Source organism: Pantoea sp. VS1, assembly GCF_002207995.1.
In the GTDB taxonomy this organism is placed as follows: Bacteria; Pseudomonadota; Gammaproteobacteria; order Enterobacterales; family Enterobacteriaceae; genus Pantoea; species Pantoea dispersa.
The window spans coordinates 20,821-45,950 of record NZ_NHZE01000040.1; the positions used below are offsets into that span (position 1 = coordinate 20,821).

The following is a 25,130-nucleotide window of genomic DNA, read 5'->3' on the forward strand; positions in this document are numbered from 1 at the left end:
AACGGACGGCTTCATCGCGGTGAATCCCCACCTGGCAAGCTCAGCATACGGACGTCAAGGATAGCCTTCTCGTTTTAAGCACATAGCGTGATGCAACTTTATTATTTGCGAGCTTTCTCGCATTTATGCCTATGTTTACCGCGTTACGCGGCGCTTAACAATCATTTTAGACGCAATGTCGTTACTTTTTTATCAATTAATTTTCACAATATGGAAACATTAAGCAGAGCGAGAGTGCGGAGAGGGGCAAATCAGGAGGTGAAATAACAGCGGGCTCAGCATAGACCCGCCGCCATCACGCGGTGTGGCGCGGACGGGCGGCGTAGCTGAACAGCACGATTGAGACGGTAGCGCACAGCGCGATGGTGGCGACCATTGGCCAGGCGCTGTTGACGCTGACCAGCGACAGCAGCGCGCCAACCAGCGCACCGACGCCAAAGCGCAGCGTACCGGCCAGCGAGGATGCGGTGCCGGCCATATGGGGAAATTCGTCAAGGATCACCGCCATCGCATTGGAGGAGACGGTCGATACGCAGCCAATAAACATTGCCACGCCAAACACCAGCGGCAGGAAACCGAGGTTGAGCGCGCTGACAATCAGCAGCCAGATGCCCATGGCAAACTGAATCAGCAGACCGAGGCGGAACATCGCCAGCGGTCCGAAACGGCGCACCGCGCGGCTGTTAATCAGCGTCATGACAAACAGAAACACCACATTGAGGCCAAAGTAGTAGCCGAAATTTTGCGGCGACACATGGTTCACTTCAATGTAAACAAACGGCCCGGCGTTAAGAAAGGTAAACAGCCCGGCAAACGAGAAGCCGCTTGCCAGCATATAGCTGAAGGCGCGTTTGTGCCGCACCAGCGAGACAAAATTGCTCAGCGTGGTGAGCAGGTGAAAACGCTGCCGCTGCTCGGGCTTAAGCGTTTCGCGGATCTGCGTTACCACCAGCACCGTGGTAATCAGCGCGGCCAATGCCAGCGTCCAGAAGATGGCGTGCCAGTTCCACAGCAGCAGCAGCCAGCCGCCGATGATCGGGGCCAGCAGCGGCGCAATGGTGGTGATCAGCATGACAAACGACATCATGCGCGAGAAATCTTCTTTCGAATAACTGTCGCGCATCAGGGCGTTAATTACCACGCTGGCCGCGGCGGCGGAGAGCCCGTGCAGGAAACGCATCAGAATCAGCTGGTCAATGGATTGCGACAGCGCGCAGGCTGCCGCCGCGCAGGCAAAAATCAGCGTGCCAAGCACAATCACCGGTTTACGTCCGTAGCTGTCCGCCAGCGGGCCATACACCAGTTGACCAATGGCGAAGCCGAGGATGTAGAGATTCAGCGTCATCTGTACGCTGCCGGCCGACACCGCGAATTCACGGGCAATTTGCGGCATCGCCGGCAGATACATATCAATAGAGAGCGGCATCAGCATGGCCAGCAATCCCAGAATCACCACTAATCCCACCGGTGAATTTTTTTCCTTACGCACCGCTGTCTCCCGCTATTTGCGCTGTTTCAGTTCGTCCGGCAGGCCGATGCTGTTGATTTCCGCCTCGGTCAGTTCACGGTATTCGCCTTCACCGAGCTCGTCATCCAGCACAATCTCACCGATGCTTTCGCGATGCAGCGCCGTGACGTGATTGCCCATCGCCGCAAACATACGTTTCACCTGGTGATAGCGCCCTTCACTGAGGGTGAGGCGCGCGGCTTTCTCATCGAGGATTTCCAGCTGCGCCGGTTTGGTCAGATCTTTCTCGTTGTGCAGCTGAATGCCGGCAGCAAATTTTTCGATCAGCCCCGCGTCAAGCGGCTGCTCCAGTTCCACCAGGTAGGTTTTCTCAAGGTGATGGCGCGGAGAGGTAATGCGATGCGACCACTGACCATCATCGGTCAGCAGCACCAGCCCGGTGGTATCAATATCCAGCCGCCCTGCCGCGTGCAGTTTGAACGCCGCCGGCTCCTCAATGAAATAGAGAATGGTGGGATGATCCGGATCGTCGGTGGAGCAGACATAGCCCTGCGGTTTATTCAGCATGAAATAGCGCGGGCCCTGCTGCACCGTCAGCGGATTGCCGTCGTACTCTACGGCATCGTCCGGCAGGACTTTATACGCGGTGTCGCGCACCACTTCGCCATTGATGGTGATCTTTCTGCCACGTATTTCACGGCCGGCGATGGCACGGCTAACTTCCAGTTGCTGAGATATGAATTTGTCGAGTCGCATGAATTCGCTTTTTTGCCTGTTACTGCGGAGGGGAACTGAAACGGCGTTTGCCCGGTAAATCATTTACAGCGTAGCGCGGCGGCCACGGCATAATTGAGAGCAGGGTTAACCGTTGAAAAAGTGTGGGCAGTATAGCCTGAACCTTTGCCTGCTAATAGTGCCGATCCTGCGTTTCAGCCACTTTCATGGCATAATGCGCGTCCGTTCCAGAAAAAGCCGGTTCCCATGTCGTTTACCCTGCGCCCCTATCAGCAAGAAGCCGTTGATGCCACCGTTGCCCATTTTCGCCGCCACGCCACGCCAGCGGTGATTGTGCTGCCAACCGGCGCCGGCAAAAGCCTGGTGATCGCCGAACTGGCGCGGCTGGCGCGCGGTCGCGTGCTGGTGCTGGCTCACGTCAAAGAACTGGTGGAGCAGAACCACAGTAAATATCAGGCGTACGGCCTGCAGGCGGACATCTTCGCCGCGGGCCTGCAGCGCAAGCAGAGCGACGGTAAAGTGGTGTTCGGCAGCGTGCAATCAGTGGCGCGCAATCTGGCCAGTTTTGACAGCGCCTTTTCGCTGGTGATCGTCGATGAGTGCCATCGCATCAGCGACAACGAGGAGAGCCAGTATCAGCAGCTGTTCGCCCATCTGCGCCAGCACAATCCGCAGCTGCGTCTGCTGGGGCTGACCGCCACGCCATTCCGCCTGGGCAAAGGCTGGATTTACCAGTACCATTATCACGGCATGGTGCGCGGCGATGATAATGCGCTGTTCCGCGACTGCATCTACGAATTGCCGCTGCGCTATATGATCAAACATGGCTTTCTGGTGCCACCCGAGCGGCTGGATATGCCGGTGGTGCAGTACGATTTCAGTCGGCTGATCCCGCAGAATAATGGCCTGTTCAGTGAGGCCGATCTTAACCGCGAACTGAAACAGCAGCAGCGCGTCACGCCGCAGATCATGCGACAGATCATCGAGTTCGCTGAGACGCGCAGCGGCGTGATGGTGTTTGCCGCGACCGTTGAACACGCGCGGGAAATCCTCAGCCTGCTGCCGGAAAACAGTGCGCTGGTGTCGGCGGAAACCCCGGTGAAAGAGCGTGACCGGCTGATTCAGCAGTTCAAAGCGCAACAGCTTAAGTTTCTGGTTAACGTGGCGGTGCTGACCACCGGCTTCGACGCGCCGCACGTCGATTTGATCGCCATTCTGCGCCCGACCGAATCGGTCAGCCTGTATCAGCAAATTGTCGGTCGCGGGTTGCGGCTGGCACCGGGCAAAACCGACTGCCTGATCCTTGATTACGCCGGAAACCCGCACGATCTCTTTACGCCCGAAGTCGGCGCACCGAAAGGCGCCAGCGATAACCAGCCGGTGCAGGTGTTTTGTCCGGCCTGCGGCTTTGCCAACACCTTCTGGGGCAAGGCGACCGAAGATGGCCACGTCATTGAGCACTTTGGCCGCCGCTGTCAGGGCGTGCTCGACGATGACGAGGGCAATCGCGCGCAGTGCGACTACCGTTTCCGCTTTAAAAGCTGCCCGGACTGCGGTGCAGAAAATGATATCGCCGCGCGCCGCTGCCAGCAGTGCGACAAGGTGCTGGTCGACCCCGATGATATGCTGAAAGCGGCGCTGAAGCTGAAAGACGCGCGCGTACTGCGCTGCAGTGGTATGACGCTGGCGCACGGACGCGATGATAAAGGCGAGTGGCTGCAAGCCACCTATTTTGATGAGGATGGCACCAGCGTCAGCGAGCGCTTTCGCCTGCGCACCCCGGCGCAGCGCACCGCCTTTGAGCAGCTGTTTATGCGGCCACATCAGCGTGCGCCCGGCGTGGAGCTCGGCTGGCAGACCGCCGCCGATGTGGTGGCGTTACAGCCGCTGCTGCGCCATCCCGATTTTGTGGTGGCGCGCGCCAAAGGCCACTTCTGGCAGGTGCGGGAAAAAATGTTCGATTATCAGGGACGCTATCGCCGCGCCAACGAGCTGCGCTAAGCGGCGGAATCATTTGCCCCGCTGTGGCAATCCGGCTATAATGCCGCCCGCTTTTGCATCCGTAAAAGCGTATTGAATAACCGTCCTGTTGCTGGGTCGCCTGTAGCAGGAACTATAGAAGAGATCTTAAGATGTTCACTATTAATGCAGAAGTACGTAAAGAGCAGGGTAAGGGTGCGAGCCGCCGCCTGCGCGCAGCGAACAAATTCCCGGCCATCATCTATGGCGGTAAAGACGCTGCGGTTTCTATCGAACTGGACCACGACTCTGTGATGAACATGCAGGCTAAGCCTGAGTTCTACAGCGACGTGCTGACTCTGGTTGTTGACGGTAAAGAAACCAAAGTTAAAGTTCAGGCTGTTCAGCGTCACCCGTTCAAGCCAAAACTGCACCACATCGACTTCGTTCGCGCTTAATCGCTAACGGGTTGACGAAAAAACGCCGCATCTGCGGCGTTTTTTTATGGCGCAAATCGGGCGATCACTGACCGCCGGTACGACGTTGCAGCTGATCGCGCAGATTCGGCGGCGTGCCTTTGATGGTCAGCGTATCGGTGGCCGGATCCCAGAAAATGCGCTCGCCCAGCAGCATGGCATCAAAGTTAAGCGTTAATCCCCCGCCGCTACCGGCAAATTTCGTCAGCTGACGCAGGGTGCTGCGGTCGGCCGGGAAATGCTCTTCCAGCTCATAACCCTGCTCCTGGGTAAACGCCTGAAAGGTTTTTTCGCCCAGCGGCGGCAGCTCGCTGGAGAGATCTTCCAGCGCAATCTCCTCGCCCGCCTGCAGCTGTTCATTGCAGTAGCTGTAGACCTGCTGGCGATAGTTCTGGCGCTCATTTTTATCGAGGCTGGACTCGGCACAATAATCATCTACCGCCTGCAGCAGCCCGCGGTTCTGTGCTTTGGTGTCCAGACCAACGCTGGCACCGAGGAAATCCATGAAGAAATCGGCCACTTTGCGCCCCACGCGTCCGCGCAGGAAGGTCAGGTAGCGCGTGGATTCCGGGTTGGTTTCCCACTCGGTGAGATCGATACGCGCCACGATATCGGCATGGTTGATGTCCAGATAGTGCGTGCTGCTGATGTCGAGCTGCTCGTTAACGCGCATGCTCGACTGGCTGTTCAGCACCGCCACCAGCAGATACTCCACCGCCAGATAGCGATAGTGCAGAAACAGCACCACGCCGCCTTCGGCGAACGGGTATTTGCTCAGCTCGTCGCGCAGGCGTCCGGTAGCCGCACGGCTGAACGCCAGGAAGTCATCCTGCCCTTTGCGGCAGTTGCGCAGCGCTTCCGCCAGCTCGCTGTCTTCATTAAACAGGCCGTAAGCCTTGCTTTTGGCGCTATAGACGCGGTGTAACTCTTCCGCCATCTCTTCCACCGCCTGCGTGGCAGGTAACAGGGTATCGCGCAGCACCAGTTCCAGCTGGTTTTCATCACGTTTGACTAACTGATGCAGGGCAATCTGGTCGATATCCAGACTCATGGTAGACTCTCCTTTTGGCTCAGGCGCGTATTCAAACACCGCCCGCAGCCGCTTTCAACTGCGCGCACAAACTGATCGTTCTGCTTGCGATAAAATTGCGGAAAAAAGTGCGTTGTTACGGTAATATACCGCGTTTTCACACTTGATTAGTCGACGATATGCCACAATCATCCCGTTACAGCGACGCGCGCGTCGAACAGCTTCTCGCGCAGCTGGCGCAGGTTCTTGAAAAAGACAAAGCGCCAACCGATCTTTCCCTGATGGTGTTGGGGAACATGGTGACCAATTTGATTAACACCGACATCGCACCGGCCCAGCGCCGCAGCCTCGCCCGCTCGTTTGCGGAAGCGCTGCAGTCTTCCGTGCGCGATGACAACGCCCACTAAATTGCAGATTTGACCTCATAAATATGGTAACCAACCGGCAGCGCTACCGTGAAAAAGTCTCCCAGATGATCAGCTGGGGGCACTGGTTTGCCCTGTTTAATATTCTGTTTGCGCTTATTTTAGGCAGCCGCTACCTGTTGGTCGCCGACTGGCCCTCTTCCCTCGCCGGCCGTATTTATGCGTTTACCAGCTGGATTGGCCATTTCAGCTTTATCGTGTTTGCCGCTTATCTGCTGATTATCTTCCCGCTGACGTTTGTCGCCATGTCGCAGCGGTTGCTGCGCGTGCTCTCCGCCGTGGTCGCCACGGCCGGGCTGACGCTGATTATGGTCGACAGCGCGGTGTTCAACCGTTTCCATCTGCACCTCAATCCGGTGGTGTGGGAACTGGTGGTCAACCCCGATCAAAGCGAGATGGCGCGCGACTGGCAGCTGATGTTTATCAGCGTACCGCTGATTTTCCTGGTTGAGATGCTGTTTGCCACCTGGAGCTGGCAAAAGCTGCGCAGCCTGAACCGGCGTTCGTTTGGCAAGCCGCTGGCCGCGCTGTTTATCAGCGCCTTCTTTGCCAGCCATCTGCTGTATATCTGGGCGGACGCCAACTTCTACCGGCCGATTACCATGCAGCGTGCCAACCTGCCGCTCTCCTATCCGATGACCGCACGGCGTTTTCTGGAGCGACACGGCCTGCTGGATGCGCAGGAGTATCAGCGCCGTCTGGTGCAACAGGGCGATCCGGAAGCGCTGTCGGTGCAGTATCCGCTCAGCGATATTACGTTCCGCGATGGCGGAACGCGTCACAACCTGCTGATTCTGACGGTGGACGGCCTGAACAATGCCACGGTGGATAAAGCGCTGCCATCGCTCAATCAGTTCGCCAGTGAAAACGTGCGCTTTACCCAGCATTACAGCGCCGGACTGCAGCCGGAAAAAGGCCTGTTCGGTCTGTTCTACGGTATCTCCTCCAGCTACATGGACGGCGTGCTGGCGGCGCGCATGCCCTCTGCCCTGCTCGGCGCGCTGAACAGCCAGGGTTATCAGTTCGGCCTGTTCTCTTCCGATGGCTTTAGCCAGCCGCTGTACCGTCAGGCGCTGCTGGCGGATTACAGCCTGCCGCAGGCCGATACCCAGCCTAACAGCACCACGGTGACGCAGTGGCAGAACTGGCTCAATGGTCAGAAAGGCGGCGCGCCTTGGTTCTCATGGATTGCGCTCAACGGCGTGACGGTAACCGGCGACAGCACCAAAGCGCGCCAGCGCAGCTATATGCGCCAGGCGACAGGCGTGGATGAACAAATCGCGACGGTGCTGCATACGCTGCAGCAGAATGATGCGCTGAAAAATACCGTGGTGGTGATCACGGCGCAGCGCGCCATCACCTTCGACAACAGCGATAATCCGGGCAACCGCGCGACGCTGCAGGTACCGCTGGTGGTGCACTGGCCGAATACCCCGGCGCAGAGCATCGATCGCCTGACCGATCAGCAGGATGTGATGACCACGCTGATGCAGCGCCTGCTGCACGTGCGCACCAATCCGGTTAACTATTCACAGGGTGAAGATCTGTTTGCCGCGCAGCGCAGCCATAACTGGGTCGCCAGCAGTGAAGATGGCAAACTGGTGGTGACTACGCCAACGGTAACGCTGGTGCTCAGCAACAACGGTAACTACAGCGCGTACGATGCCCAGGGCAAAGAGCTGAAAGATCATAAACCTCAGCTGGCGCTGCTGTTGCAGGTGCTGACGGAAGAGAAACGGTTCACGGCAAACTGATTAATTATGAGGCAGTTAAGCTGCCGGCATATTGCAATCGCCAACGGAACCAGTAGTATAACCCTCCACGTTCGGCACGTAGCGCAGCCTGGTAGCGCACTGTCATGGGGTGTCAGGGGTCGGAGGTTCAAATCCTCTCGTGCCGACCAAAATCCCAAAGAAAAGCAGCCTTTTACGGCTGCTTTTTTATTGTCTGCATTTTGCGAGGGTAAAACCCGGCGCGCCCCGAGCGCGATGGTTTTCAGCGCGCGGACTGCCACGCGTCTACGGGTTAAACGTCAGCGGAACTTCCGTCTCGCAGGGTTGCACCAGAATCAGCGGGCATTTCTTCACCTTACACGCCTGCGAATAAGCCAGCTCGCACACTTCGCAGATATCGCGCACTTCCGACTCATATTCATACTCCATGAAGTAGCGAAACGTACCGCTGCGCGTGTCGCTGCGCCAGAAGCGTTGCGGTTCCAGGATTTCATCCAGCTGCCTGAAGGTCAGGGCTGAGGGGTTGTGAAAACCCACTCTTACACGATATTTAGTCATGCCCTGATAATTATCGAGATTTGGCCGCGTTGCCAGCCGGAAACAATTCTCGCTGGGATAGGGAAAATCTTTGCTAACGCAGGCACATCGGGCGCCGCAACCCTATCCGTAACGGTTGCGGCGCAGAGGAAAGGCTTTGACCGTCAGCGCTGGATTTTCATTTCATCATCCCAGCGGTCTGGCGCCGCGTTTGCGGGATCGTGATCCTGCAGCAAAAACTCGCCGTTTTGCTGGGCGATCTGCTCACCGGTATCGGTAATCGCGTTTTGAATAAACACCTTTGCCTGCGCGCCATTCACAAAGGTGAGCTGATGGAAGGCGGTTTTGTTGCCCCAGTCTTTTGACGGCGCTGAAATATAGCGGATGGTGTAACTCTGGTCCTCAACGCTGCCCTGCATCACATAGAGGCCATAATGATTTTCGCCCTGCGACAGGATTTTATACACCCCGTTGCTGTAGTAATAAATCACCGCATCCGGGAACGGCTTTTCATCATAGAGTTTGCGGTAGTGCAGTTTATGCACAAAGGTGGGTTTGCCGGGCACCACTTCAATATTGCCCTGCGCATTCTGGAAGCTGAGATCTGCTGCCTGTGCAGCGCCTACGCTCATGCAACCCAGTAACATTATGCCAGCCAGTTTTTGCATCGTTCGCTCCTTAGCCTCTTTCGTCAGCCACCAGCATGTTACGCCCACGCTTTACCCCGGTTAAACGAAGCGGCTATCGATGTGTGATGGGCTTCATAATACAGCCATTACCGTAAGGATAGAGATGGAAAATGACGGCGCGATTACCGCGCCAGACGCGGCTATTCGTCACCACTGCAACTGGCCCTGACCTTATTGTTCAGGGTGCATAATCCTGCAGCATAATCTCGCATCATACTTCATTCATGCTGCGAATCAGGTACTTAACTGAAGTCAGCAAAGCCGACCGGGATCACGTTTTTACTGATTTGTGACAGCAATTCATTAAAGTGAAACAAAACTGTCACAGATTTCCCCTACCCTAAAGCTCCCCGTTTATTTGATGGAATCTCGTTATGGTCATCAAAGCAAAAAACCTGCAGGATGCGGAAGAACTCCTGCACTCAGGCATCAGCAAAGTGGAGCTGGCGTATGATATTGGCAGCGATGATTTCTTCCGCCTGGCGAGCCACTGGTGCGACCGTGGTGCACGCATTACCAAAGGCCACCACCATTTTGTGGTGCAGATGAAGAGCTTCGCTATCCCGCCAAATCGCTAACCCGCAGCAGCCTTTTCGGCTTGCTCTGCCCGCGGCTGACTGGTAAAACACGCTTTTCCATCAGCCGTTACTCGTTATGTTCTCAGCCGAAACATCCCTGCCGCTGCCCGCTTGTGGTTTTATCACCGCCGCTGGCCACACCGCTGAATCGCTGTCGCTGGCGTGGTGCCGCTTTGATCGGCAACAGTGGCACGCCGCTTTACCTGCGCAGTGGCAATTGCCGCTGCCGTCCGCGCTACAGCAGGCAGCCAGCAAACGCAAAATTGAATATCTCGCCAGCCGCTGGCTGGTGCGGCAACAGCTGGCGCAGCTGGGAATCACTGATTTTGTGCTGCACAACGCGCCGGATCGCTCACCGTGCTGGCCGGCAGGCATTCGTGCTTCACTGTCGCACAGCCATGACTGCGTGGTGATGGCCGCGACGCGCGAGGCATTGTATGTGGGTATTGATGTTGAGCAGGTGATGGCAGAGGAAACCGCGCAGGACACGGCGGAACTGCTGATGAACGCGCAGGAGCGCGCGCTGCTTGAGGGCCAGCCGCTGCCCTTTGCGCAGGCGGCAACGCTGCTGTTTTCGCTGAAAGAGAGTCTTTATAAGGCGCTATGGCCGCGGCTGCATCAGCCCATGGCGTTTCATCAGGCTGCGCTGATCGAGCTCGACCTGCCGCAGCAGCGCGCCAGGCTGCAGCTGTGTCAGGATTTCAGCGCGGAATTTACCCGCAGCACCGTGCTGGACGCACGCTTCTGGCTGCAGCCGGCGCGCGTGGTCACACTGCTCACTCACCCGGCCTGCGCGCAATAAAAAACCGGCGCGGAATGAGCCCGGGCCGGTGACAACACAAGACGACAGAAGTGTTCCAGGGAGGCAGAGACGAGGATCTCTGCTGCCATTCACTGTATCCCGCTGACAACGTCCTGCCCAATAAGGGTTTTTGCTAAGCTTTGCCGCCAGCCGTCAATGGCCGGTATCGGTGCGTTTGACGGCGTCCAGCGTGGCCATTTCGCGCTCGCGGCCGGTCAGCTCGCTTAACTGCCCATCGCGCATTTCCAGCAGCCGATCGGCATGAATAAAGTAGTGATCGTCATGGCTGATGGCGAACACGGTTTTGCCGGACGCCTGAAGCCACGGCAGCAGCTCGCGGTAGAAGATGCGGCGGAAATGCGGGTCCTGATCGGCCGCCCACTCATCAAGCAGCAGGATATCGCGCTCCTCCGCCGCCGCCAGCAGCAGAGCAAGCCGCTTGCTCTGCCCTTTCGACAGCTGCAGGTTGAGTACCCGGTTGCCTTCCAGCTTCAGCTTGTCCTGCATTTTCAGCCGCTCCAGCCACTGCTGCACCAGCGCCGGATTAGCCGGCTCACCACCGCGACGAATCAGGCGATCAAACAGGTGCACGTCAGTGAACACCGCCGAGAAGTGCTGGCGATAAACATCAAGGTTATGCCAGTCCACCTCTTTACCGTCCAGCAGCAGGCGGCCTGAATGCGGCTGATACAGGCCGGTCAGCAGCATCGCCAGCGTGGATTTACCGCTGCCGTTACCACCAATCAGAAACACCAGTTCACCGCGGCGCAGCGTCAGGTTGATCGGGCCGACGGCAAAACCGTGCTCGCCATAATGGAAACAGACGTCGCGCAGCTCCAGCGTCTGCCAGTCGCTCACCGTCGGCAGCGCGTTGAAACCGTCGCTGTAGGGAGCCAGATCAAAGGTATTAATTTTCCGCAATGCCACCTGTGCGCTGAGCAGCGTCGGCAGCGCGCCTACTGCCGCCAGCAGCGGCGTGCGCAGGAACAGCAGCGTCAGCGAATAGGTCGCGGCGACAGCGGTATTGGCCCAGCCCAGACCGTTGGCCATGAAGAACACAATACCAATCGCGCCGAGCATCATAATGTTCGACCAGTTCACCGCGCTGAGATGGAAGGTATCGGCGCGCACAATGTGACGACGATAATCCGTGGCATTTTCCTGATACACGGTGTCGTAAATCAGCCGGGCGCGCTCGCGGTTAAGCTGCAACTCTTTGCGCCCTTCAATGATGGTCTGAAAATCGCGGTACAGCTCGTCCTCGATGTCGCGCAGCTTCGCCATATGCTGATAAACACGCGACACCAGCAGCCAGCCGCCGATCAGCGTCACCACCAGCCACAGCGTGGTGATCAACAGCATTTGCGGTGACAGCCACGCCAGATAGATCGCGGAACCCAGCGTAATAATGATGCCCTGAATCAGCTCCGGCAGGCGCACAAACGCGATAGTGATGGCACGCACGTCGCTGGTCAGGCCGGCCAGCAGCTGAGCGTTACCAATCTGCTCAATGCGTTCAACCCGGGTATCCAGAATACGCTTGATAAACTCACCGCGCAGCCGCCAGACAAAATGGTGGCCGAGCTGAGTCAGCGCCAGCTGCGACGCCAGCGTCACCGCCATCAGCAGAAACAGCTGGGCGAGAAAGCCCGGCAGCACGGTGAGCGAGGTATTGACTGCCACGATCAGTTCATTATTGATGTAGGCGATTAGCCCGATACCCAGCGCGGCGCTAAGCAGCGTCAGCACAATCACGCCAATAAACGGCCAGCGGTACTGGCGAAAAACAACCTGAAGCAATGCCATTAAAAATTATCCAGAGGTCAACCAGGCAGCCTGCAGTTTAATGGCGCTTCAGGTGAAGGCAAGAATAATTCTCATCCGTTTTACGGTTACTGGGCGCGGCGGAATGTCAGGTTGTAACGGAACGCGCCAGCCTGCGGATGGATGCCCGCTTTTAGCGGCAAAATGCCGTGATAGCGCAGGCGCGACGGACCGCCCCATACCACGATATCGCCGTGCTCCAGCAGCACGCGCTGCGTCGCATCGCCGCGCTCAAAACCGCCAAACTGAAAAACGGCCGGCAGGCCAAGCGATACCGAGACAATCGGCTGGCGTAAGTCCTTCTCATCCTTATCCTGATGCAGCGTCAGTTTGGCACCGGGCTCATAGCGGTTAATCAGGCAGGCGTCCGGATTGAAACCGGCAAAGCCTGCCTCCTGCGCGGTCTGCTGTGCCAGCGTGCGGAACAGCGCAGGCATCGGCGGCCATTTACGGCCGCTGCTGACATCCTGTTCGGTGTACTGGTAACCGCGCGAATCGGTCGACCAGCCGAAATCGCCGCAGTTGGTCATGGCGACCGACATGCGATGTCCACCCGGCGTGATGCGATGGGCAAACGGGTTAAGGGCCGCGACGTCATGAATCGCCGCCAGCAGCGCATCGGCCTGCTCGCGCGCCCGGCGACGCAGAATCACCGCGCCCTCGGCCAGCGGCTCCTGCCATGGCGCGTCTTCACTAAATAGATCCAGCACAGTTACCTCCTGTCAGGTCAGGGCTGATCGATAAGAAACGATTTGAACTGTGGCGACATCCAGTGGCTGAAGCCGTCGCCCTGCTTCGTAATCAGATACACCGCCAGATGCTGTTTCAGCGCCAGCGCTTTGGCACGCTCGGTGCCGAGCACCATCAGCCCGGTGTCCCAGCCGTCGGCTTCCAGCGCGGTGGTGGCAATCACCGTGGCTGAGACCAGCCGGTGATCGATGGGTCGGCCGCTGGCGGGATCGATCACGTGCGAGATGCGTTTGCCATCCAGTTCATAATAGTTGCGATAGCTGCCGGAGGTGCTGATTCCGTGCCCCTGCAGATCGACGCGTGCCTCCACCGCGTTCTCGCGATCGGTCGGTTTCTGGATGGCGACCCGCCACGGCTGCTGGCTGGCATTCAGGCCGCGACTCAGCACCGCCCCGCCCACCGACACCAGATAATTAGTGATGCCCTGCTGCTCCATCAGCCGCGCCAGGTGATCGGTGGCGTAGCCTTCGCCCATGGTGGAGAGATCGACATACAGGCCCGGCAGATCTTTTTGCAGCCACTGGCCGTTCACCGTTTCAATCACGCGCAGGTGCTGCAGGCCGGTCTGCGCTTTGGCGGCGGCGATGGCGGCATCCGATGGCGTATGCGCCGGCTGCTGCGCCGGGCCAAAGCCCCACAGATTCACCAGCGGTCCGACGGTAATGTCCATCGCGCCGCCGGTCAGCTGGCCGATGCGCAGCGCGCGGGTGACGATATCGGCCATATCGGCACTGACCGGCTGGGGATCCTGTCCCTGATACTGGTTGAAGCGCGACAGCACTGAGTCCTTTTTCCAGGTGGAGAGTTCGCCATCGTCACGATCGAGCTGCTGCTGAATTGCCTGCTGCAGCGCGGCCTTACGCTGAGCATCCACGCCCGCCAGACTCACGCGCCACACCGTTCCCATGGTTTTGCCTTCCAGCACCAGCGCCTGCTGCGCCGTTTTTTGCTCGCACCCGCTCAGCAGCAGTGCTACCATGCCTGTCAGCAGAATGTTCTGAAAATTCATCAATTCCTCGTCTGTAACTCATTACTACAGCCTATTACAAAGCATAACTCGCTTGTAAAACCGTCTAAAGCTGCTTGAAGTTGATCGCTGGCTGGCACAGCATACTGCGTTCCTGCACGAGAATCCTTACAGGAGCGACAGATGATTTATATGATTCTTGCTATTACCGCCGGGTTGTTTGCTTACGGAAGCTTCCGTTGCTGGCAGCACTATCGCCACCGCCTGATTCAGCACTATCCGTCGCGCCGACGTTAAGGCATTGCACCAGCGTCGTGCATCCTGCACCGCTTCAGCGCTGGCGCAGTGTAACAAAGCGGCCACGGGGCGCGTGGCGCTGAGAGCGGTGGCATGGCATGAATTGTGCAGCGTTGATGGTGGGTTGAACATCAGCGAGGTGCAAGATGAGTAAGGCAACAGAACAACAGGATAAATGGCAGCGCTGGCTGAGCTTTTCCGCCTTTACGCTGGCGGGCGTGGCGCTGGAAGGCAGCCTGCCACCTGCTACTACATCCCCGCAGCAGGCGGCAAAGGCCAGACGCTGGCGCAACGCGCCGTAAATTACAGACCCAGCTCGCTCAGGCCCGGATGATCGTCCGGGCGTCTGCCAGCCGGCCAGTGAAACAGCCGCGCTTCAGCGCTAATCGGCAAATCGTTGATGCAGGCGAAGCGCTGAATCATCAGACCATCGGCACCAAAGTGCCAGTTTTCATTGCCGTAGCTGCGGAACCAGTTGCCGCTGTCATCGCGCCACTCATAGGCAAAACGCACCGCCAGCTTATCGTGGTGCCACGCCCACAACTCTTTAATCAACCGATAATCCAGCTCGCGGGCCCATTTACGCTGCAGAAAGGTCACGACGTCCGCGCGTCCGTTAACGAATTCGCTGCGATTGCGCCAGCGGGTATCTTCACTGTAAACCTGCGACACGCGCTGCGGATCGCAGCTGTTCCAGGCATCTTCCGCCATACGCACTTTTTCTAAGGCACTTTGATGATCGAACGGGGGGATGAGCATTTTTTATCTCCTGATGATGTAGACAGGTCTGTCTACTTGATTCATCCTGCCGTATGTAGACAATTCTGTCTACCCCCGAAAACAGGAATTTTTTCTTATGCTCGCACCCCTGCTGTTTGATGCCAGCGCCAGCGCGCGTGACCGCATCCTGCTCAGCGCGCAACAGCTGTTTTATGCGCAAGGCATCCGTGCTACCGGCATCGATAAAGTGATTGCCGCGGCTGGCGTGACCAAAGTGACCTTCTACCGCCACTTTCCGGCCAAAAATGACTTAATTCTGGCGTTTCTGCAGCAGCGCCATCAGCGCTGGATGAGCGGCTTTCGCAGCGCGCTGGCGCAGCAGCCTGCCATCAACGTGGCGCTGCCGGCTGCGTTACTGAGCTGGTTTCAGGAGGAGGATTTCCGCGGCTGTGCGTTTATTAATAGCGCGGCAGAACTGGCTGATACCCTGCCGGAAGCGAGCGCCCTGATTCGCCAGCACAAGCGTGAGATGGCGGCCGCCATTGCCGAAAGACTCAGCGCGGCACAGCAGGAAAAAACTGGGCAGATCGTGTTGCTGGTGGATGGTGCAATCGTGCAGGTTCAGATGGGGGAAGCGGCGCAGCAGGTGACGGCAACGCTGCAGGCGGCGCTGAACGCGCTGCTGGAGAGCAGAGCGTGACCCGCAGGCCACGCTCTCCGGCTTAGAACTGGTAAACCAGGCCCAGCGCTACGATGTCGTCGGTGTTGATACCGGCCGCATCGGTGAAGTTGTTGTCGTCCAGCAGGTTGATCTGGTAATCAACATAGGTCGACATGTTTTTGTTGAAGTAATAGGTCGCACCCACGTCGACATATTTTTTCAGGTTCTGGCTGCCGTAACCTTCGATATCGCTGCCGCGTGAGGAGACGAAGGCCAGCGACGGACGCAGACCGAAGTCAAACTGATACTGTGCCACCAGTTCCCAGTTGTCCGCTTTGTTGGCATAGCCGTACGCAGCGGAATCCACCGCGCCGAAGCGGGTTGCGTTGTAAGAACGGGTGTACATCGCCGCCAGATATACGTTGTTAGCGTCATATTTCAGACCGCCGGTGTAGGCTTCGGCTTTATCACCGCGACCGAGAATGCCTGGCGCGTTGCCGTTCTGATTGTTGGTACGGTCAGACTGGAACATCGCCGCACCCAGACCGAAGCCGGAGCCGAGATCGTAGGTGGTGCTCAGGCCCCAGCCGTCGCCGTTCTCACCCAGGACATCACGACCGGAAGAGGATTCGGTTGGGTTGTCGTTTTTGCCCTGATACTGCACGGCAAAGTTCCAGCCATCCACCAGGCCGAAGAAGTTGCTGTTGCGGTATGTCGCCAGGCCGTTGCTGCGCTGGAACATGAAGTTGTCCGCGCCGTAGGTGTCACCACCAAACTCCGGCAGCACGTCAGTCCATGCGCCGATGTCATACAGTACGCCGTAGTTACGGCCGTAGTCGAACGAGCCCGCATCACCGAATTTCAGACCGGCGAAGCCGACACGGGTGTAGCTGTTAGCGGTGCCCTGCGATTCTGCGGTGTTCAGCGCAGCCTGGTACTCCCACTGACCGTAGCCGGTCAGCTGGTCGGTCACCTGAGTTTCACCTTTAAAACCAAAACGCAGGTAAGACTGGTCACCGTCCTGGCCATCGTTGTCCGAAAAATAGTGCAGGCCGTCTACTTTGCCGTAGAGGTCTAATTTGTTGCCATCTTTGTTATAAATTTCAGCTGCGCTTGCTGAGCCTGCCACCAGCAATGCAGGAATCATCAGGGAGAGAACGCGACGTTTCATTTTATTACCCTCTGTAATGTGCCTTTTATATGTGCCACTGCTAACTGAATGCTTAAAAATTCAGCCGGCAAGCCATTGTTATTTTATGGAGAGCAATAATCTATCACGAAAATGATACTAAATTTCCGAAAGTGTTTCATTGTATTAAATAGTTATTTCTAAATGTAAATATCGCGGAACTAATAATCAGCACACATCGGCAAAAAATATCGCACTAATTGATAAACCGAATTTTATTCATTTAAATACATAGAGATAAGATGAGATAAGCTGCCGCACTGAATGATAAAACTTAACGCCACTCAGCGCATACAATTACTCCCGCTATCATCATTTATTTCATTATTACCTTCATTCACCCCGAATGAGAGATTTACCCTAATTCCCGCCGGACATGATTGTCCGGCATTTTTTTGCCTGCCATTTTTCTTCCGCTGTGTAATTTAATGTAAACCTGTTTGCTGAGGTTAAATTAACCGCCACTCAGGACGCCATTATTTGTTCGTTTTCGCACTTTTTGTTCATTACTTAGCCATGATTGCGCAATGTTAATTTCCGGGCGTAATAAAGTTGCACGGGAAAATAGCCGATGCGTTTACCCAACCGCTGGCGGAATATTCTTTACCACTATTCAATCAGTTAGCGCTGCCGCAGCAATCGATTTTCACCCCAACTTAAGCCAAATTCCCACTGAATCTGTCGGTTTAATAACGGTCAGAGAGCTTATGAAGTCCAGGAAATGTCTGGAAAAGCGCAGCGCCTGGCAAAAGATCGGTAATATGCTGTTTTCTGGCGACCATTTTTGCCCTGCTCTTCGCCTTCATTGAGCGGTGCCGCGCCAGCTTTAATGCTAAACTTCGTCGCTCGAACGACTTATGACAACGACACCTTTATGACAGCACTGGACGCCGCACAGCCCAATAAATTGCATCAGCGTGTCAATCTGGGAACACGCCTCGTTTTTCTCATCGCCGGTTTAAGCATGTCTGCCTGGGCGCCGCTGGTGCCGTTTGCCAGCCAGCGCCTGCAGCTGACGGGCGCGTCGCTGGGCGGCCTGCTGCTGTGTCTCGGCATTGGTTCACTGGCGGCAATGCCGGTGACCGGTGCGCTGGTGGCACGCTTTGGCTGCCGCCGCGTTATGCTGTGCTCCACGCTGGTGGTGCTGGCAGTATTGCCGCTGCTGGCGACGCTGAATGTGATGTGGCTGATGGCCGCCACGCTGATGGTGTTCGGTGCCGGGCTCGGCATGCTGGATGTGGCCATGAATGTGCAGGCGGTTGAGGTTGAGAAAGCGGCGGCCAAGCCAATGATGTCCGGTTTCCACGGTTTCTTCAGCCTTGGCGGTATTCTTGGCGCCGGCGCGGTCAGCCTGTTACTTGGCGCGGGTCTGACACCGCTGCAGGCAGTGGGCGTTATCATGCTGCTGATGGTGCTGCTGTTGCTGTGCAGCCTGCCGACGCTGATGACGGAGCGCCTGCATCAGCCCGATCAACCCTGGCTGGTGATCCCGCGCGGCTGGGTCGCCTTCCTCGGTTGCCTGTGCTTTATTCTGTTCCTTGCGGAAGGCGCGGTACTCGACTGGAGCGCCCTGCTGCTGCTGCAAAGTCCGGGCATGAGCGTGGCGCACGCCGGCCTGGGTTACGCCATCTTCTCCATCGCCATGACCATAGGTCGTCTGACGGGCGATAAAGTGATTCAGCGCTTTGGCCGCTATCCGGTGATGCTGACCGGTGCGCTGGCGGCGGCAGCCGGCATGACGCTGGCGGTGCTGCTGCCGTGGCCGCAGGCGGCGCTGCTGGCCTTTTTGCTGGTGGGCTTTGGCCTGGCCAATACCGTGCCGATGCTGTTTAATGCCGCCGGTAATCAACAGGATATGCCGGCCAATCTGGCGATTTCCGCCATGACAACGCTCGGCTATGCGGGTATTCTTTCAGGCCCGGCTTTAATCGGCTTTATTTCCCAGTGGCTCAGCCTGAGCGGCGCGTTTTTACTTATCGCCCTGCTGCTGCTGGCGGTTGCCGCCAGCGCCCGGCTGGTCGCGCGTTAATTGCAGGATCCTGAGACACCTATGCTGCCTTATAAATTTCCGCTGACCTCCGGCAACGTAACGCGCTTTTTCGTGGTGTTTAACCTGGTGCTGTTTCTCGCGCTCGGCGCCATGGTGCACAACAGTGTGAATGCGTGGATCATGGAAAAGCGCTACGCCATGACTGACCTGGCGCGCGCGATGCAAAAACGCATTGATGCTTACCGCTTTGCCACCTGGCAAATCTATGAAAATCTCGCCACCAGCGCCGCAGGTTCTACGCCGAACAGCAGCCTGCAGGAGACGCGCCTGCGCCCGGATGTTTACTATCTGGAGAAAACCCGCCGCAAGACCGAAGCGCTGATTTTCGGCTCGCACGACAGCAGCACGCTGGATATGACGCTGCGCATGTCCAATTATCTCGATACGCTGTGGGGCGCTGAAAATCCGGCGTGGTCGATGTACTTCCTCAATGGTCAGGACAACAGCCTGATCATGATCTCGACCCTGCCGCTCAAGGATATGGCGACACGCTATAAAGAGAGCGCGATCAATACGCTGGTGGACAGCCGCCGTGCCGAAATGCTGCAGCAGGCCAATGCGCTCGACGAACGCGAAAGCTTCTCGCCGCTGCGCCACTTTGCCTGGCAGAACGATCACTACTTCACGCTGCGCACCACGTTTAACCAGCCAGGTCATTTAGCCACGGTGGTGGCGTTCGATCTGCCGGTTAACGATTTGATTCCACGCAGTATGCCGCTGGAGAATTTCCAGCTGCGCCAGGATGCCAGCCAGCCCGGCAGCGCCACCAGCGATGACGCCAGCAGCGAAAGCACCGCGGTGACGCTGGTTAACCCGAACCTGGAGATTGCCGCCACGCTGCCCAGCACCTCGCTCCAGCTGGTGTACCGGGTGCCACTCGCCAGCCTGGCGATGGATACCCTGCACAACCTGATGTGGCCGCTGCTGATCAACTTGTTGCTGTTCCTGCTGTCTATTGCCGGCATTACGCTGCTGCGCCAGCAGTCGCTGCGACCGAATGAGAACCAGAGCGCTGAGCTTGATTCGCTGCGTATGCTGAATGAGGAGATCGTCGCCAGCCTGCCGGTCGGGCTGCTGGTGTATGACTTTGGCACCAATCGCACCCTGCTGAGCAACAAAATCGCTGAGCATCTGCTGCCGCATCTCAATCTGCAGAAGATTATCAATATGTCCGATCAGCATCAGGGCGTGCTGCAGGCTACCATCAATAACGAAGTGTATGAGATTCGCCACGCGCGCAGCATGCTGTCGCCGCACACCCAGCTGTTTATGATGCGCGATCAGGATCGCGAGCTGCTGGTGAATAAGAAGCTGCAAAAAGCGCAGCAGGTGCTGGATCGCAACCACCAGATGCGCCAGCAGCTGATGCAGAATCTTGGCCATGCGCTTAATCGTCCGCTGCAGAGCATGGTGACGCAGCTGGTGCAGCTCAGCCAGCGCGATGACGACGAGAGCGTGCTGGATCTGCTGGATGAGAGCCAGGGTCTGGCGCGGCTGGTGGACGATATCGTCCTGCTCAACCGGCTGGAAGCCCACGACTGGTCGCCGGATGCGGGCGTGTTTAACCTGCAGGATCTGCTGGATGAGATTGCGCTGGAAAGCCTGCCGCTGCTGCGGCGCAAAGGACTGACGCTGGTGGTCAACAATCAGCTGGCCAACGACGAGATGCGCTTTGGCGATCGCCGCGCGCTGCGTAAAGTCCTGACCACGCTGATGCACTACGCGCTCACCACCACGCAGTGGGGCAAGATTTCCCTCGATATCAAAGCCAGCGACAGCAAAGCCAACAGCGTGCTGTTCCAGCTGGTGGATACCGGCTCAGGCCTGACCGGCGACGAGCTGGCCAACGTCGATTTCCCTTACCTTGGCGAAACCACGCAGGACCGTTACGGTCAGGCGTCCGGCATGGCGTTTTTCCTGTGTAAGCAGCTGTGCAAACAGATGGGCGGCCAGCTGGAGATTATCGCCAAACCGGATATCGGCACGCGCTACAACATTCAGCTGCCGCTGGCGCTGGAGCAGCAGAGCGAGCAGGAAGAGAAACTGCTGGAAGGCGTGACGGCGCTGGTGGATATCGCGGTCGAAGACGTACACAAAATTGTCTGCCGCCACCTCGAGAACTGGGGGGCAAATTGCCTGACCTCGGACGAACGCCTGTCCGGGCAGGAGCATGATGTGCTGGTGACGGACGATCCGGCGCGCCTGCACGGCTGGGCGCTGTTGCTGGCGGGCGACGAAATGGGGCATCACGCCCTCAACGACCAGCAATTCCGGGTCAATTTCAATCTCAGCAATGCACTGCTTGATGCGCTGCTGGCCCTGATTGAGAAGCAACTGGCTCACGATTCGATAGAGGAGAGCGACGACGATGAGGCTGCCACGCCGCTGCTGAGCGGCGGCTATTTCCAGCTGTTTACGGAGACAGTACCGCCAGATGTGAAGAGACTGTATACTGAGTCGGCGGAGAAGGACTATCCCTCGCTTGCTCAGACAGCGCATCGCCTGAAAGGCGTGTTTGCCATGCTCAATTTACTGCCGGGTAAACAGCTTTGTGAAGAGTTAGAACAGCACATTAAATTGTGCGACGATTTAACCATTAAAAATACCACCAGTGAAATTGACGCGTACGTCAACCAACTGCTGCAGCAAGGTAACCAATAAGATGAATAACCTGAATGTAATTATTGCCGATGACCATCCAATCGTTCTGTTCGGTATCCGTAAATCTCTGGAACAGATCGAATGGGTGAATGTGGTAGGTGAGTTTGAAGACTCAACAGCACTGATCAATAGCTTGTCCAAACTGGATGCCAACGTCCTGATTACCGATCTGTCGATGCCGGGCGAAAAATACGGCGACGGCATCACGCTGATCAAGTACATCAAGCGTCACTATCCGGATCTCTCCATTATTGTTCTGACCATGAACAATAACCCGGCGATCCTGAGCGCGGTACTGGATCTGGATATCGAAGGCATCGTGCTGAAGCAGGGTGCACCGACCGACCTGCCAAAAGCGCTGGCAGCCCTGCAGAAAGGCAAAAAGTACACGCCGGAAAGCGTGGCCAAACTGCTGGAGAAAATCAGCGCCGGCGGCTACGGCGACAAACGTCTGTCACCGAAAGAGAGCGAAGTGCTGCGCCTGTTCGCCGAAGGTTTCCTCGTTACCGAGATCGCCAAGAAGCTGAACCGCAGTATCAAAACTATCAGTAGCCAGAAGAAATCAGCAATGATGAAGCTGGGCGTGGATAACGATATCGCGCTGCTGAACTACCTCTCTTCCGTCAGCGCCACTCAGGTCGACAAAGAGTAATCCCTGCGGCGGTGCTTCGGCACCGCCTCTCCCCTGCCCTGCTTATCCTTCGCGGCTTTTGCGTACGCGTTCGGCATACAGCGCCAGCGTGGTTTTCAGCACATCCAGCGTCACCGGTTTTGACAGGCAGTTATCCATGCCGGCATCCATACAGCGCTGTTTCTCTTCCGCCAGTGCGTTAGCGGTCACCCCAATCACCGGGAAAGCATGCCCCAGCTGGCGCAAACGCTGCGTCAGCCGGTAGCCGTCCATGTTTGGCATGTTAACGTCGCTCAGCACGATATCGATATGGTTGCGGCTGAGCACGTTGAGCGCATCCACGCCGTCCTGCGCCGTTTTGGTCTGATAGCCCAGCGTGCCAAGCTGTTCAGACAGCAGCATGCGGTTAATCGGATGGTCATCAACGATCAGCACCATGATGTCTTCATAGCTGGAGGCCTGCTGCGGCACCGGCAGCTCCAGCGTGGTCGCCGTTTCGCTGTCGATGGCAATGCGGTAAATTCGGCCCAGCAGCAGCGGCAGATCGTGCAGCGTCGCGCTGCTGTGCACCCACTGTCCCGGCGTCGTTTCCTGCGGCATATCAATGTGTTCACCGCAGATACGGATGCGCGCGCGTACCGTCTGCGCTGGCGCGTCGTGGTGATCGCAGATCATCACATCGTCCGCCCCAGCCCGCCCCTGATAGTGCGCAACCTGGATGCCCTGCTGCTGGAGCAGACGCAGCAGGAAGGCCGCCAGATAGTCGTTGCGCAGGTCGAGCCAGATGGCTTTTTCCTGCAGACCATCCAGCAGCGGCGGCGCGGGTTGCTGTCCGGCGTAGATCGGAATACGCACCACGAACTGGCTGCCCATGCCCGGTTCAGAGTCGACTTCGATGTCGCCATCCATCATGTTGATGAGCTTTTCACAGATCGCCAGTCCCAGCCCGGTGCCCTGGAAATTACGCTGCACGCCGGAGCCGACCTGGAAGAACGGGTCGAACAGGCGCGTGATCTCTTTCGCCGGGATTCCCACGCCGGTGTCGCGCACGCGAAACGCCAGATATCCCTCTTTGACATAGGCGTGCAGGATAATGCAGCCGGTGTGGGTGAACTTGATGGCGTTGTTCAGCAGGTTGGAGATCACCTGCTGCAGGCGCAGCGGATCGCCATCCAGCGCCAGCGGCACATCGTTCTCGATGAACACATACAGCGTCAGGCGCTTGCGCACCACCAGCGACAGATAGTTGCTGGCAATATGGTTGACCACCTCACGCGGCGAGAAGGGACGCGGCTCAATCTTCAACTGCTCGGACTCGATCTTCGAGAAGTCGAGAATATCGCTGATGATTTTCAGCAACAGGCTGGATGAGTTGTTCATCGCCGTGACCAGCGAATCCACGCCCTTCGGCAGCGATTTGGTCTGCAGCAGATCGAGGTTACCGATAATGCCGTACAGCGGCGTACGCAGTTCGTGACTGACGGTGGCAAGGAACATCGACTTGGACTGGCTGGCCTGCTCGGCAGCGTGCGCCATCTCCTGCAGCGACTGCTCCATGCGCACGCGCGCCGAGACGTCGACCAGCACGCAAATCGCCACGTTCTCGTTGCGGTAGCGCGAATGCACAAAGCTGATTTGCAGGTTAGTGTTACTGCCGGTCAGCATATCGACAAAATTAACCTGCTGGCCGCCGATGATTTCGTTCAGCCGCAGGCGATCTTCCTGCGTCAGCAGCGTCAGATAGTTATGCGCCAGTTCATTACTGAGGATGTTGGTGCCATCGCTGGTACGCAAAATACAGATGCCGACCGGCGCTGACGCGACAATCTTGCGGTTGAACTGCTCGTGCTCCTCCAGCCGGTGGGCGTTGTCTTCCGCCGGCAGGAACATGCGGCGTTCAAACACCCACGCCAGGGTAAACAGAATCAGCGCGCTGAGGATATTGAGCAGCAACGCGTTGATCAGCATCAGCTTGAGCTGATCCATTAGCACATCGGTCGACAGCGACCACACCACATTGAGGCTGGACGGCGGCAGCGGCTTTTTCAGCACCAGCTGACGATAGCCGTCAAGATAACCAAACCAGGTGCTGTTATCCGGCAGATCGTCCAGCGAATAACCGGGTCCGCCGCGTCGTGAGCTGATCAGCGGACGATAGTTTTCATCGGTGATGGTGGCCACCAGCGGCAGCCCGCCGGGCTGAATAAATTCATCCAGGCGAATGTTCTGTTCCACGCCGAGCAGCGCCTGCAGTTTGTTGGCGACGTAAACCGGCACCACCATGTAGAAGTTGCCGATGCCTGGCTGGCTGCTGTTGGTAATCCAGTACATTGGATTACGCCGCTCTTCCTCGTTGCCGCTGCGGTAGTGCAGCACGTTTTCGCGCAGCGCCTTCAGGCTGCGTTCGCGATCGACCGGATTATTGTTGCCAATGGTGAAGTCTGCCAGGCACTGATTTTCGCCGCCGATAAAGAACACCCGATTGAGTTCATAGGCTGAGGCAAAATTGCTTTTCCAGTAGTTAATGAAATAGCTCAGGGAATCGAGCGAGTTACGCCAGGTGTTGCTCATTGACGTGCAGTCACCGTCCGTAAACAGCGGCGTAAACTGCGGCAGCGTGCTTTTACCGCCCGGCATGCCGTTGAGCATATCCAGCCCGTTGACGCTGCTGCTCAGGCGATTCTCAGTGATGTACTTCAGCTCGCGCATCACATCCGCTGAGTGGCGCACATACCATTCGGCCTGACCATAATTGGTGGCAAACTCCTGGCGCACCGCGTTCTCTTTCTCGTGCAGCACATTGATGATGTAGAAAGTGGTCAACAGTGCACCCAGCGACCAGAGCAGCAGTGCCAGCGCACGAAACAGGTAGCGCGAGATGCGAAGCGTGGTGCGAAAGGAGACGAGATATTTCAAAAGAGACTCACTGGCGGCAAGGGTTATCGGGA

Annotated in this window: 22 protein-coding genes and 1 tRNA gene; 12 read left to right on the forward strand and 11 right to left on the reverse strand. The window is 57.3% G+C overall.

The window, feature by feature from the left end:
• Positions 1 to 295: 295 nt before the first annotated feature.
• Together CBW22_RS14370 and rsuA are read right to left on the reverse strand one after the other, a co-directional pair.
• On the reverse strand, positions 296 to 1,489 hold the full coding sequence (locus CBW22_RS14370; RefSeq protein ID WP_088517029.1) for a Bcr/CflA family multidrug efflux MFS transporter: 1,194 nt from the start codon (positions 1,487 to 1,489) through the stop codon (positions 296 to 298).
• A 12-nt stretch (positions 1,490 to 1,501) separates the two neighbouring features.
• On the reverse strand, positions 1,502 to 2,224 hold the full coding sequence (rsuA, locus tag CBW22_RS14375; protein WP_088517030.1) for a 16S rRNA pseudouridine(516) synthase RsuA: 723 nt from the start codon (positions 2,222 to 2,224) through the stop codon (positions 1,502 to 1,504).
• 225 nt (positions 2,225 to 2,449) lie between these two features.
• Between rsuA and CBW22_RS14380 the strand changes: the two genes are divergently transcribed.
• Complete coding sequence (locus tag CBW22_RS14380; RefSeq protein WP_088517031.1) at positions 2,450 to 4,204, forward strand: DEAD/DEAH box helicase; 1,755 nt, start codon at positions 2,450 to 2,452, stop codon at positions 4,202 to 4,204.
• Positions 4,205 to 4,335: 131 nt separating this feature from the next.
• The gene (gene rplY / locus CBW22_RS14385; protein WP_058775794.1) at positions 4,336 to 4,620 is read left to right on the forward strand and encodes a 50S ribosomal protein L25; all 285 of its coding nucleotides are present in this window, start codon (positions 4,336 to 4,338) and stop codon (positions 4,618 to 4,620) included.
• Positions 4,621 to 4,684: 64 nt separating this feature from the next.
• On the opposite strand, the gene yejK is transcribed toward rplY, so the two are convergent.
• On the reverse strand, positions 4,685 to 5,689 hold the full coding sequence (gene yejK, locus CBW22_RS14390; protein ID WP_021509250.1) for a nucleoid-associated protein YejK: 1,005 nt from the start codon (positions 5,687 to 5,689) through the stop codon (positions 4,685 to 4,687).
• Between the two features lie 158 nt (positions 5,690 to 5,847).
• Here yejK and CBW22_RS14395 point away from each other — a divergent pair, with 158 nt between their 5' ends.
• The 3 genes from CBW22_RS14395 (at position 5,848) to CBW22_RS14405 (ending at position 7,996) form a co-directional block, all read left to right on the forward strand.
• Positions 5,848 to 6,075 (forward strand): YejL family protein, encoded by a 228-nt coding sequence (locus CBW22_RS14395; RefSeq protein WP_021509249.1) that lies wholly within the window; start codon positions 5,848 to 5,850, stop codon positions 6,073 to 6,075.
• Between the two features lie 23 nt (positions 6,076 to 6,098).
• Positions 6,099 to 7,847, forward strand: coding sequence for an LPS biosynthesis-modulating metalloenzyme YejM (yejM, locus tag CBW22_RS14400; protein WP_021509248.1), 1,749 nt, complete (start codon positions 6,099 to 6,101; stop codon positions 7,845 to 7,847).
• A 72-nt stretch (positions 7,848 to 7,919) separates the two neighbouring features.
• Positions 7,920 to 7,996 (forward strand) — tRNA-Pro (locus CBW22_RS14405).
• Positions 7,997 to 8,111: 115 nt separating this feature from the next.
• On the opposite strand, the gene CBW22_RS14410 is transcribed toward CBW22_RS14405, so the two are convergent.
• Together CBW22_RS14410 and CBW22_RS14415 are read right to left on the reverse strand one after the other, a co-directional pair.
• Entirely contained in the window at positions 8,112 to 8,384 is a 273-nt protein-coding gene (locus CBW22_RS14410) for a hypothetical protein (RefSeq protein WP_058780313.1), read from the reverse strand.
• Between the two features lie 143 nt (positions 8,385 to 8,527).
• Complete coding sequence (locus tag CBW22_RS14415) at positions 8,528 to 9,031, reverse strand: hypothetical protein (RefSeq protein ID WP_217899526.1); 504 nt, start codon at positions 9,029 to 9,031, stop codon at positions 8,528 to 8,530.
• A 395-nt stretch (positions 9,032 to 9,426) separates the two neighbouring features.
• On the opposite strand from CBW22_RS14415, the gene CBW22_RS14420 reads away from it, so the two are divergent.
• Positions 9,427 to 9,630 (forward strand): hypothetical protein, encoded by a 204-nt coding sequence (locus tag CBW22_RS14420; RefSeq protein ID WP_010618078.1) that lies wholly within the window; start codon positions 9,427 to 9,429, stop codon positions 9,628 to 9,630.
• Between the two features lie 76 nt (positions 9,631 to 9,706).
• On the forward strand, positions 9,707 to 10,432 hold the full coding sequence (locus CBW22_RS14425; protein ID WP_088517032.1) for a 4'-phosphopantetheinyl transferase family protein: 726 nt from the start codon (positions 9,707 to 9,709) through the stop codon (positions 10,430 to 10,432).
• Between the two features lie 153 nt (positions 10,433 to 10,585).
• Here the strand turns inward: CBW22_RS14425 and CBW22_RS14430 are convergent, their stop codons facing one another.
• From CBW22_RS14430 to apbE, 3 genes are all read right to left on the reverse strand, one after another.
• Positions 10,586 to 12,238 (reverse strand): multidrug ABC transporter permease/ATP-binding protein, encoded by a 1,653-nt coding sequence (locus tag CBW22_RS14430; protein ID WP_088517033.1) that lies wholly within the window; start codon positions 12,236 to 12,238, stop codon positions 10,586 to 10,588.
• 86 nt (positions 12,239 to 12,324) lie between these two features.
• Positions 12,325 to 12,966 carry a DNA oxidative demethylase AlkB gene (alkB, locus tag CBW22_RS14435; protein WP_059009149.1) on the reverse strand — a complete coding sequence of 214 codons (642 nt, stop codon included), beginning with the start codon at positions 12,964 to 12,966 and terminating at the stop codon, positions 12,325 to 12,327.
• 17 nt (positions 12,967 to 12,983) lie between these two features.
• Positions 12,984 to 14,015 carry an FAD:protein FMN transferase ApbE gene (gene apbE / locus CBW22_RS14440; RefSeq protein WP_088517034.1) on the reverse strand — a complete coding sequence of 344 codons (1,032 nt, stop codon included), beginning with the start codon at positions 14,013 to 14,015 and terminating at the stop codon, positions 12,984 to 12,986.
• A gap of 401 nt (positions 14,016 to 14,416) precedes the next feature.
• Between apbE and CBW22_RS26345 the strand changes: the two genes are divergently transcribed.
• Complete coding sequence (locus CBW22_RS26345) at positions 14,417 to 14,572, forward strand: hypothetical protein (protein ID WP_164861051.1); 156 nt, start codon at positions 14,417 to 14,419, stop codon at positions 14,570 to 14,572.
• 1 nt (position 14,573) lies between these two features.
• Here CBW22_RS26345 and CBW22_RS14445 read toward each other — a convergent pair whose 3' ends face one another.
• The gene (locus tag CBW22_RS14445; protein ID WP_058758444.1) at positions 14,574 to 15,029 is read right to left on the reverse strand and encodes a nuclear transport factor 2 family protein; all 456 of its coding nucleotides are present in this window, start codon (positions 15,027 to 15,029) and stop codon (positions 14,574 to 14,576) included.
• Between the two features lie 97 nt (positions 15,030 to 15,126).
• Between CBW22_RS14445 and CBW22_RS14450 the strand changes: the two genes are divergently transcribed.
• On the forward strand, positions 15,127 to 15,690 hold the full coding sequence (locus CBW22_RS14450) for a TetR/AcrR family transcriptional regulator (protein WP_058758443.1): 564 nt from the start codon (positions 15,127 to 15,129) through the stop codon (positions 15,688 to 15,690).
• A 22-nt stretch (positions 15,691 to 15,712) separates the two neighbouring features.
• On the opposite strand, the gene ompC is transcribed toward CBW22_RS14450, so the two are convergent.
• Positions 15,713 to 16,822, reverse strand: coding sequence for a porin OmpC (gene ompC, locus CBW22_RS14455; protein ID WP_031280043.1), 1,110 nt, complete (start codon positions 16,820 to 16,822; stop codon positions 15,713 to 15,715).
• An 892-nt stretch (positions 16,823 to 17,714) separates the two neighbouring features.
• Here ompC and CBW22_RS14460 point away from each other — a divergent pair.
• The 3 genes from CBW22_RS14460 to rcsB are packed head-to-tail and all read left to right on the forward strand — an operon-like array spanning position 17,715 to position 22,203.
• Positions 17,715 to 18,869: an MFS transporter gene (locus tag CBW22_RS14460; protein WP_088517035.1), complete on the forward strand. Its 1,155-nt coding sequence runs from the start codon at positions 17,715 to 17,717 to the stop codon at positions 18,867 to 18,869.
• A gap of 24 nt (positions 18,870 to 18,893) precedes the next feature.
• Positions 18,894 to 21,551 carry a phosphotransferase RcsD gene (gene rcsD / locus CBW22_RS14465; protein ID WP_058758458.1) on the forward strand — a complete coding sequence of 886 codons (2,658 nt, stop codon included), beginning with the start codon at positions 18,894 to 18,896 and terminating at the stop codon, positions 21,549 to 21,551.
• A gap of 1 nt (position 21,552) precedes the next feature.
• Positions 21,553 to 22,203 (forward strand): response regulator transcription factor RcsB, encoded by a 651-nt coding sequence (gene rcsB / locus CBW22_RS14470; protein ID WP_013509853.1) that lies wholly within the window; start codon positions 21,553 to 21,555, stop codon positions 22,201 to 22,203.
• Positions 22,204 to 22,245: 42 nt separating this feature from the next.
• Here the strand turns inward: rcsB and rcsC are convergent, their stop codons facing one another.
• Positions 22,246 to 25,098, reverse strand: a complete 2,853-nt coding sequence (gene rcsC / locus CBW22_RS14475) for a two-component system sensor histidine kinase RcsC (RefSeq protein WP_021509234.1) — start codon at positions 25,096 to 25,098, stop codon at positions 22,246 to 22,248.
• Between the last annotated feature and the right edge of the window lie 32 nt (positions 25,099 to 25,130).

Excerpts from the sequence above, each read along its gene's own strand:
- ompC (WP_031280043.1), bottom strand. The coding sequence starts at position 16,822 with ATGAAACGTCGCGTTCTCTCCCTGATGATTCCTGCATTGCTGGTGGCA.
- CBW22_RS14450 (WP_058758443.1), top strand. The coding sequence starts at position 15,127 with ATGCTCGCACCCCTGCTGTTTGATGCCAGCGCCAGCGCGCGTGACCGC.
- apbE (WP_088517034.1), bottom strand. The coding sequence starts at position 14,015 with ATGAATTTTCAGAACATTCTGCTGACAGGCATGGTAGCACTGCTGCTG.
- CBW22_RS14415 (WP_217899526.1), bottom strand. The coding sequence starts at position 9,031 with ATGCAAAAACTGGCTGGCATAATGTTACTGGGTTGCATGAGCGTAGGC.
- rcsB (WP_013509853.1), top strand. The coding sequence starts at position 21,553 with ATGAATAACCTGAATGTAATTATTGCCGATGACCATCCAATCGTTCTG.
- CBW22_RS14445 (WP_058758444.1), bottom strand. The coding sequence starts at position 15,029 with ATGCTCATCCCCCCGTTCGATCATCAAAGTGCCTTAGAAAAAGTGCGT.
- CBW22_RS14430 (WP_088517033.1), bottom strand. The coding sequence starts at position 12,238 with ATGGCATTGCTTCAGGTTGTTTTTCGCCAGTACCGCTGGCCGTTTATT.
- rsuA (WP_088517030.1), bottom strand. The coding sequence starts at position 2,224 with ATGCGACTCGACAAATTCATATCTCAGCAACTGGAAGTTAGCCGTGCC.
- CBW22_RS14395 (WP_021509249.1), top strand. The coding sequence starts at position 5,848 with ATGCCACAATCATCCCGTTACAGCGACGCGCGCGTCGAACAGCTTCTC.
- rplY (WP_058775794.1), top strand. The coding sequence starts at position 4,336 with ATGTTCACTATTAATGCAGAAGTACGTAAAGAGCAGGGTAAGGGTGCG.
- CBW22_RS14460 (WP_088517035.1), top strand. The coding sequence starts at position 17,715 with ATGACAGCACTGGACGCCGCACAGCCCAATAAATTGCATCAGCGTGTC.
- CBW22_RS14425 (WP_088517032.1), top strand. The coding sequence starts at position 9,707 with ATGTTCTCAGCCGAAACATCCCTGCCGCTGCCCGCTTGTGGTTTTATC.
- CBW22_RS26345 (WP_164861051.1), top strand. The coding sequence starts at position 14,417 with ATGAGTAAGGCAACAGAACAACAGGATAAATGGCAGCGCTGGCTGAGC.
- CBW22_RS14410 (WP_058780313.1), bottom strand. The coding sequence starts at position 8,384 with ATGACTAAATATCGTGTAAGAGTGGGTTTTCACAACCCCTCAGCCCTG.
- CBW22_RS14420 (WP_010618078.1), top strand. The coding sequence starts at position 9,427 with ATGGTCATCAAAGCAAAAAACCTGCAGGATGCGGAAGAACTCCTGCAC.
- yejK (WP_021509250.1), bottom strand. The coding sequence starts at position 5,689 with ATGAGTCTGGATATCGACCAGATTGCCCTGCATCAGTTAGTCAAACGT.
- CBW22_RS14380 (WP_088517031.1), top strand. The coding sequence starts at position 2,450 with ATGTCGTTTACCCTGCGCCCCTATCAGCAAGAAGCCGTTGATGCCACC.
- yejM (WP_021509248.1), top strand. The coding sequence starts at position 6,099 with ATGGTAACCAACCGGCAGCGCTACCGTGAAAAAGTCTCCCAGATGATC.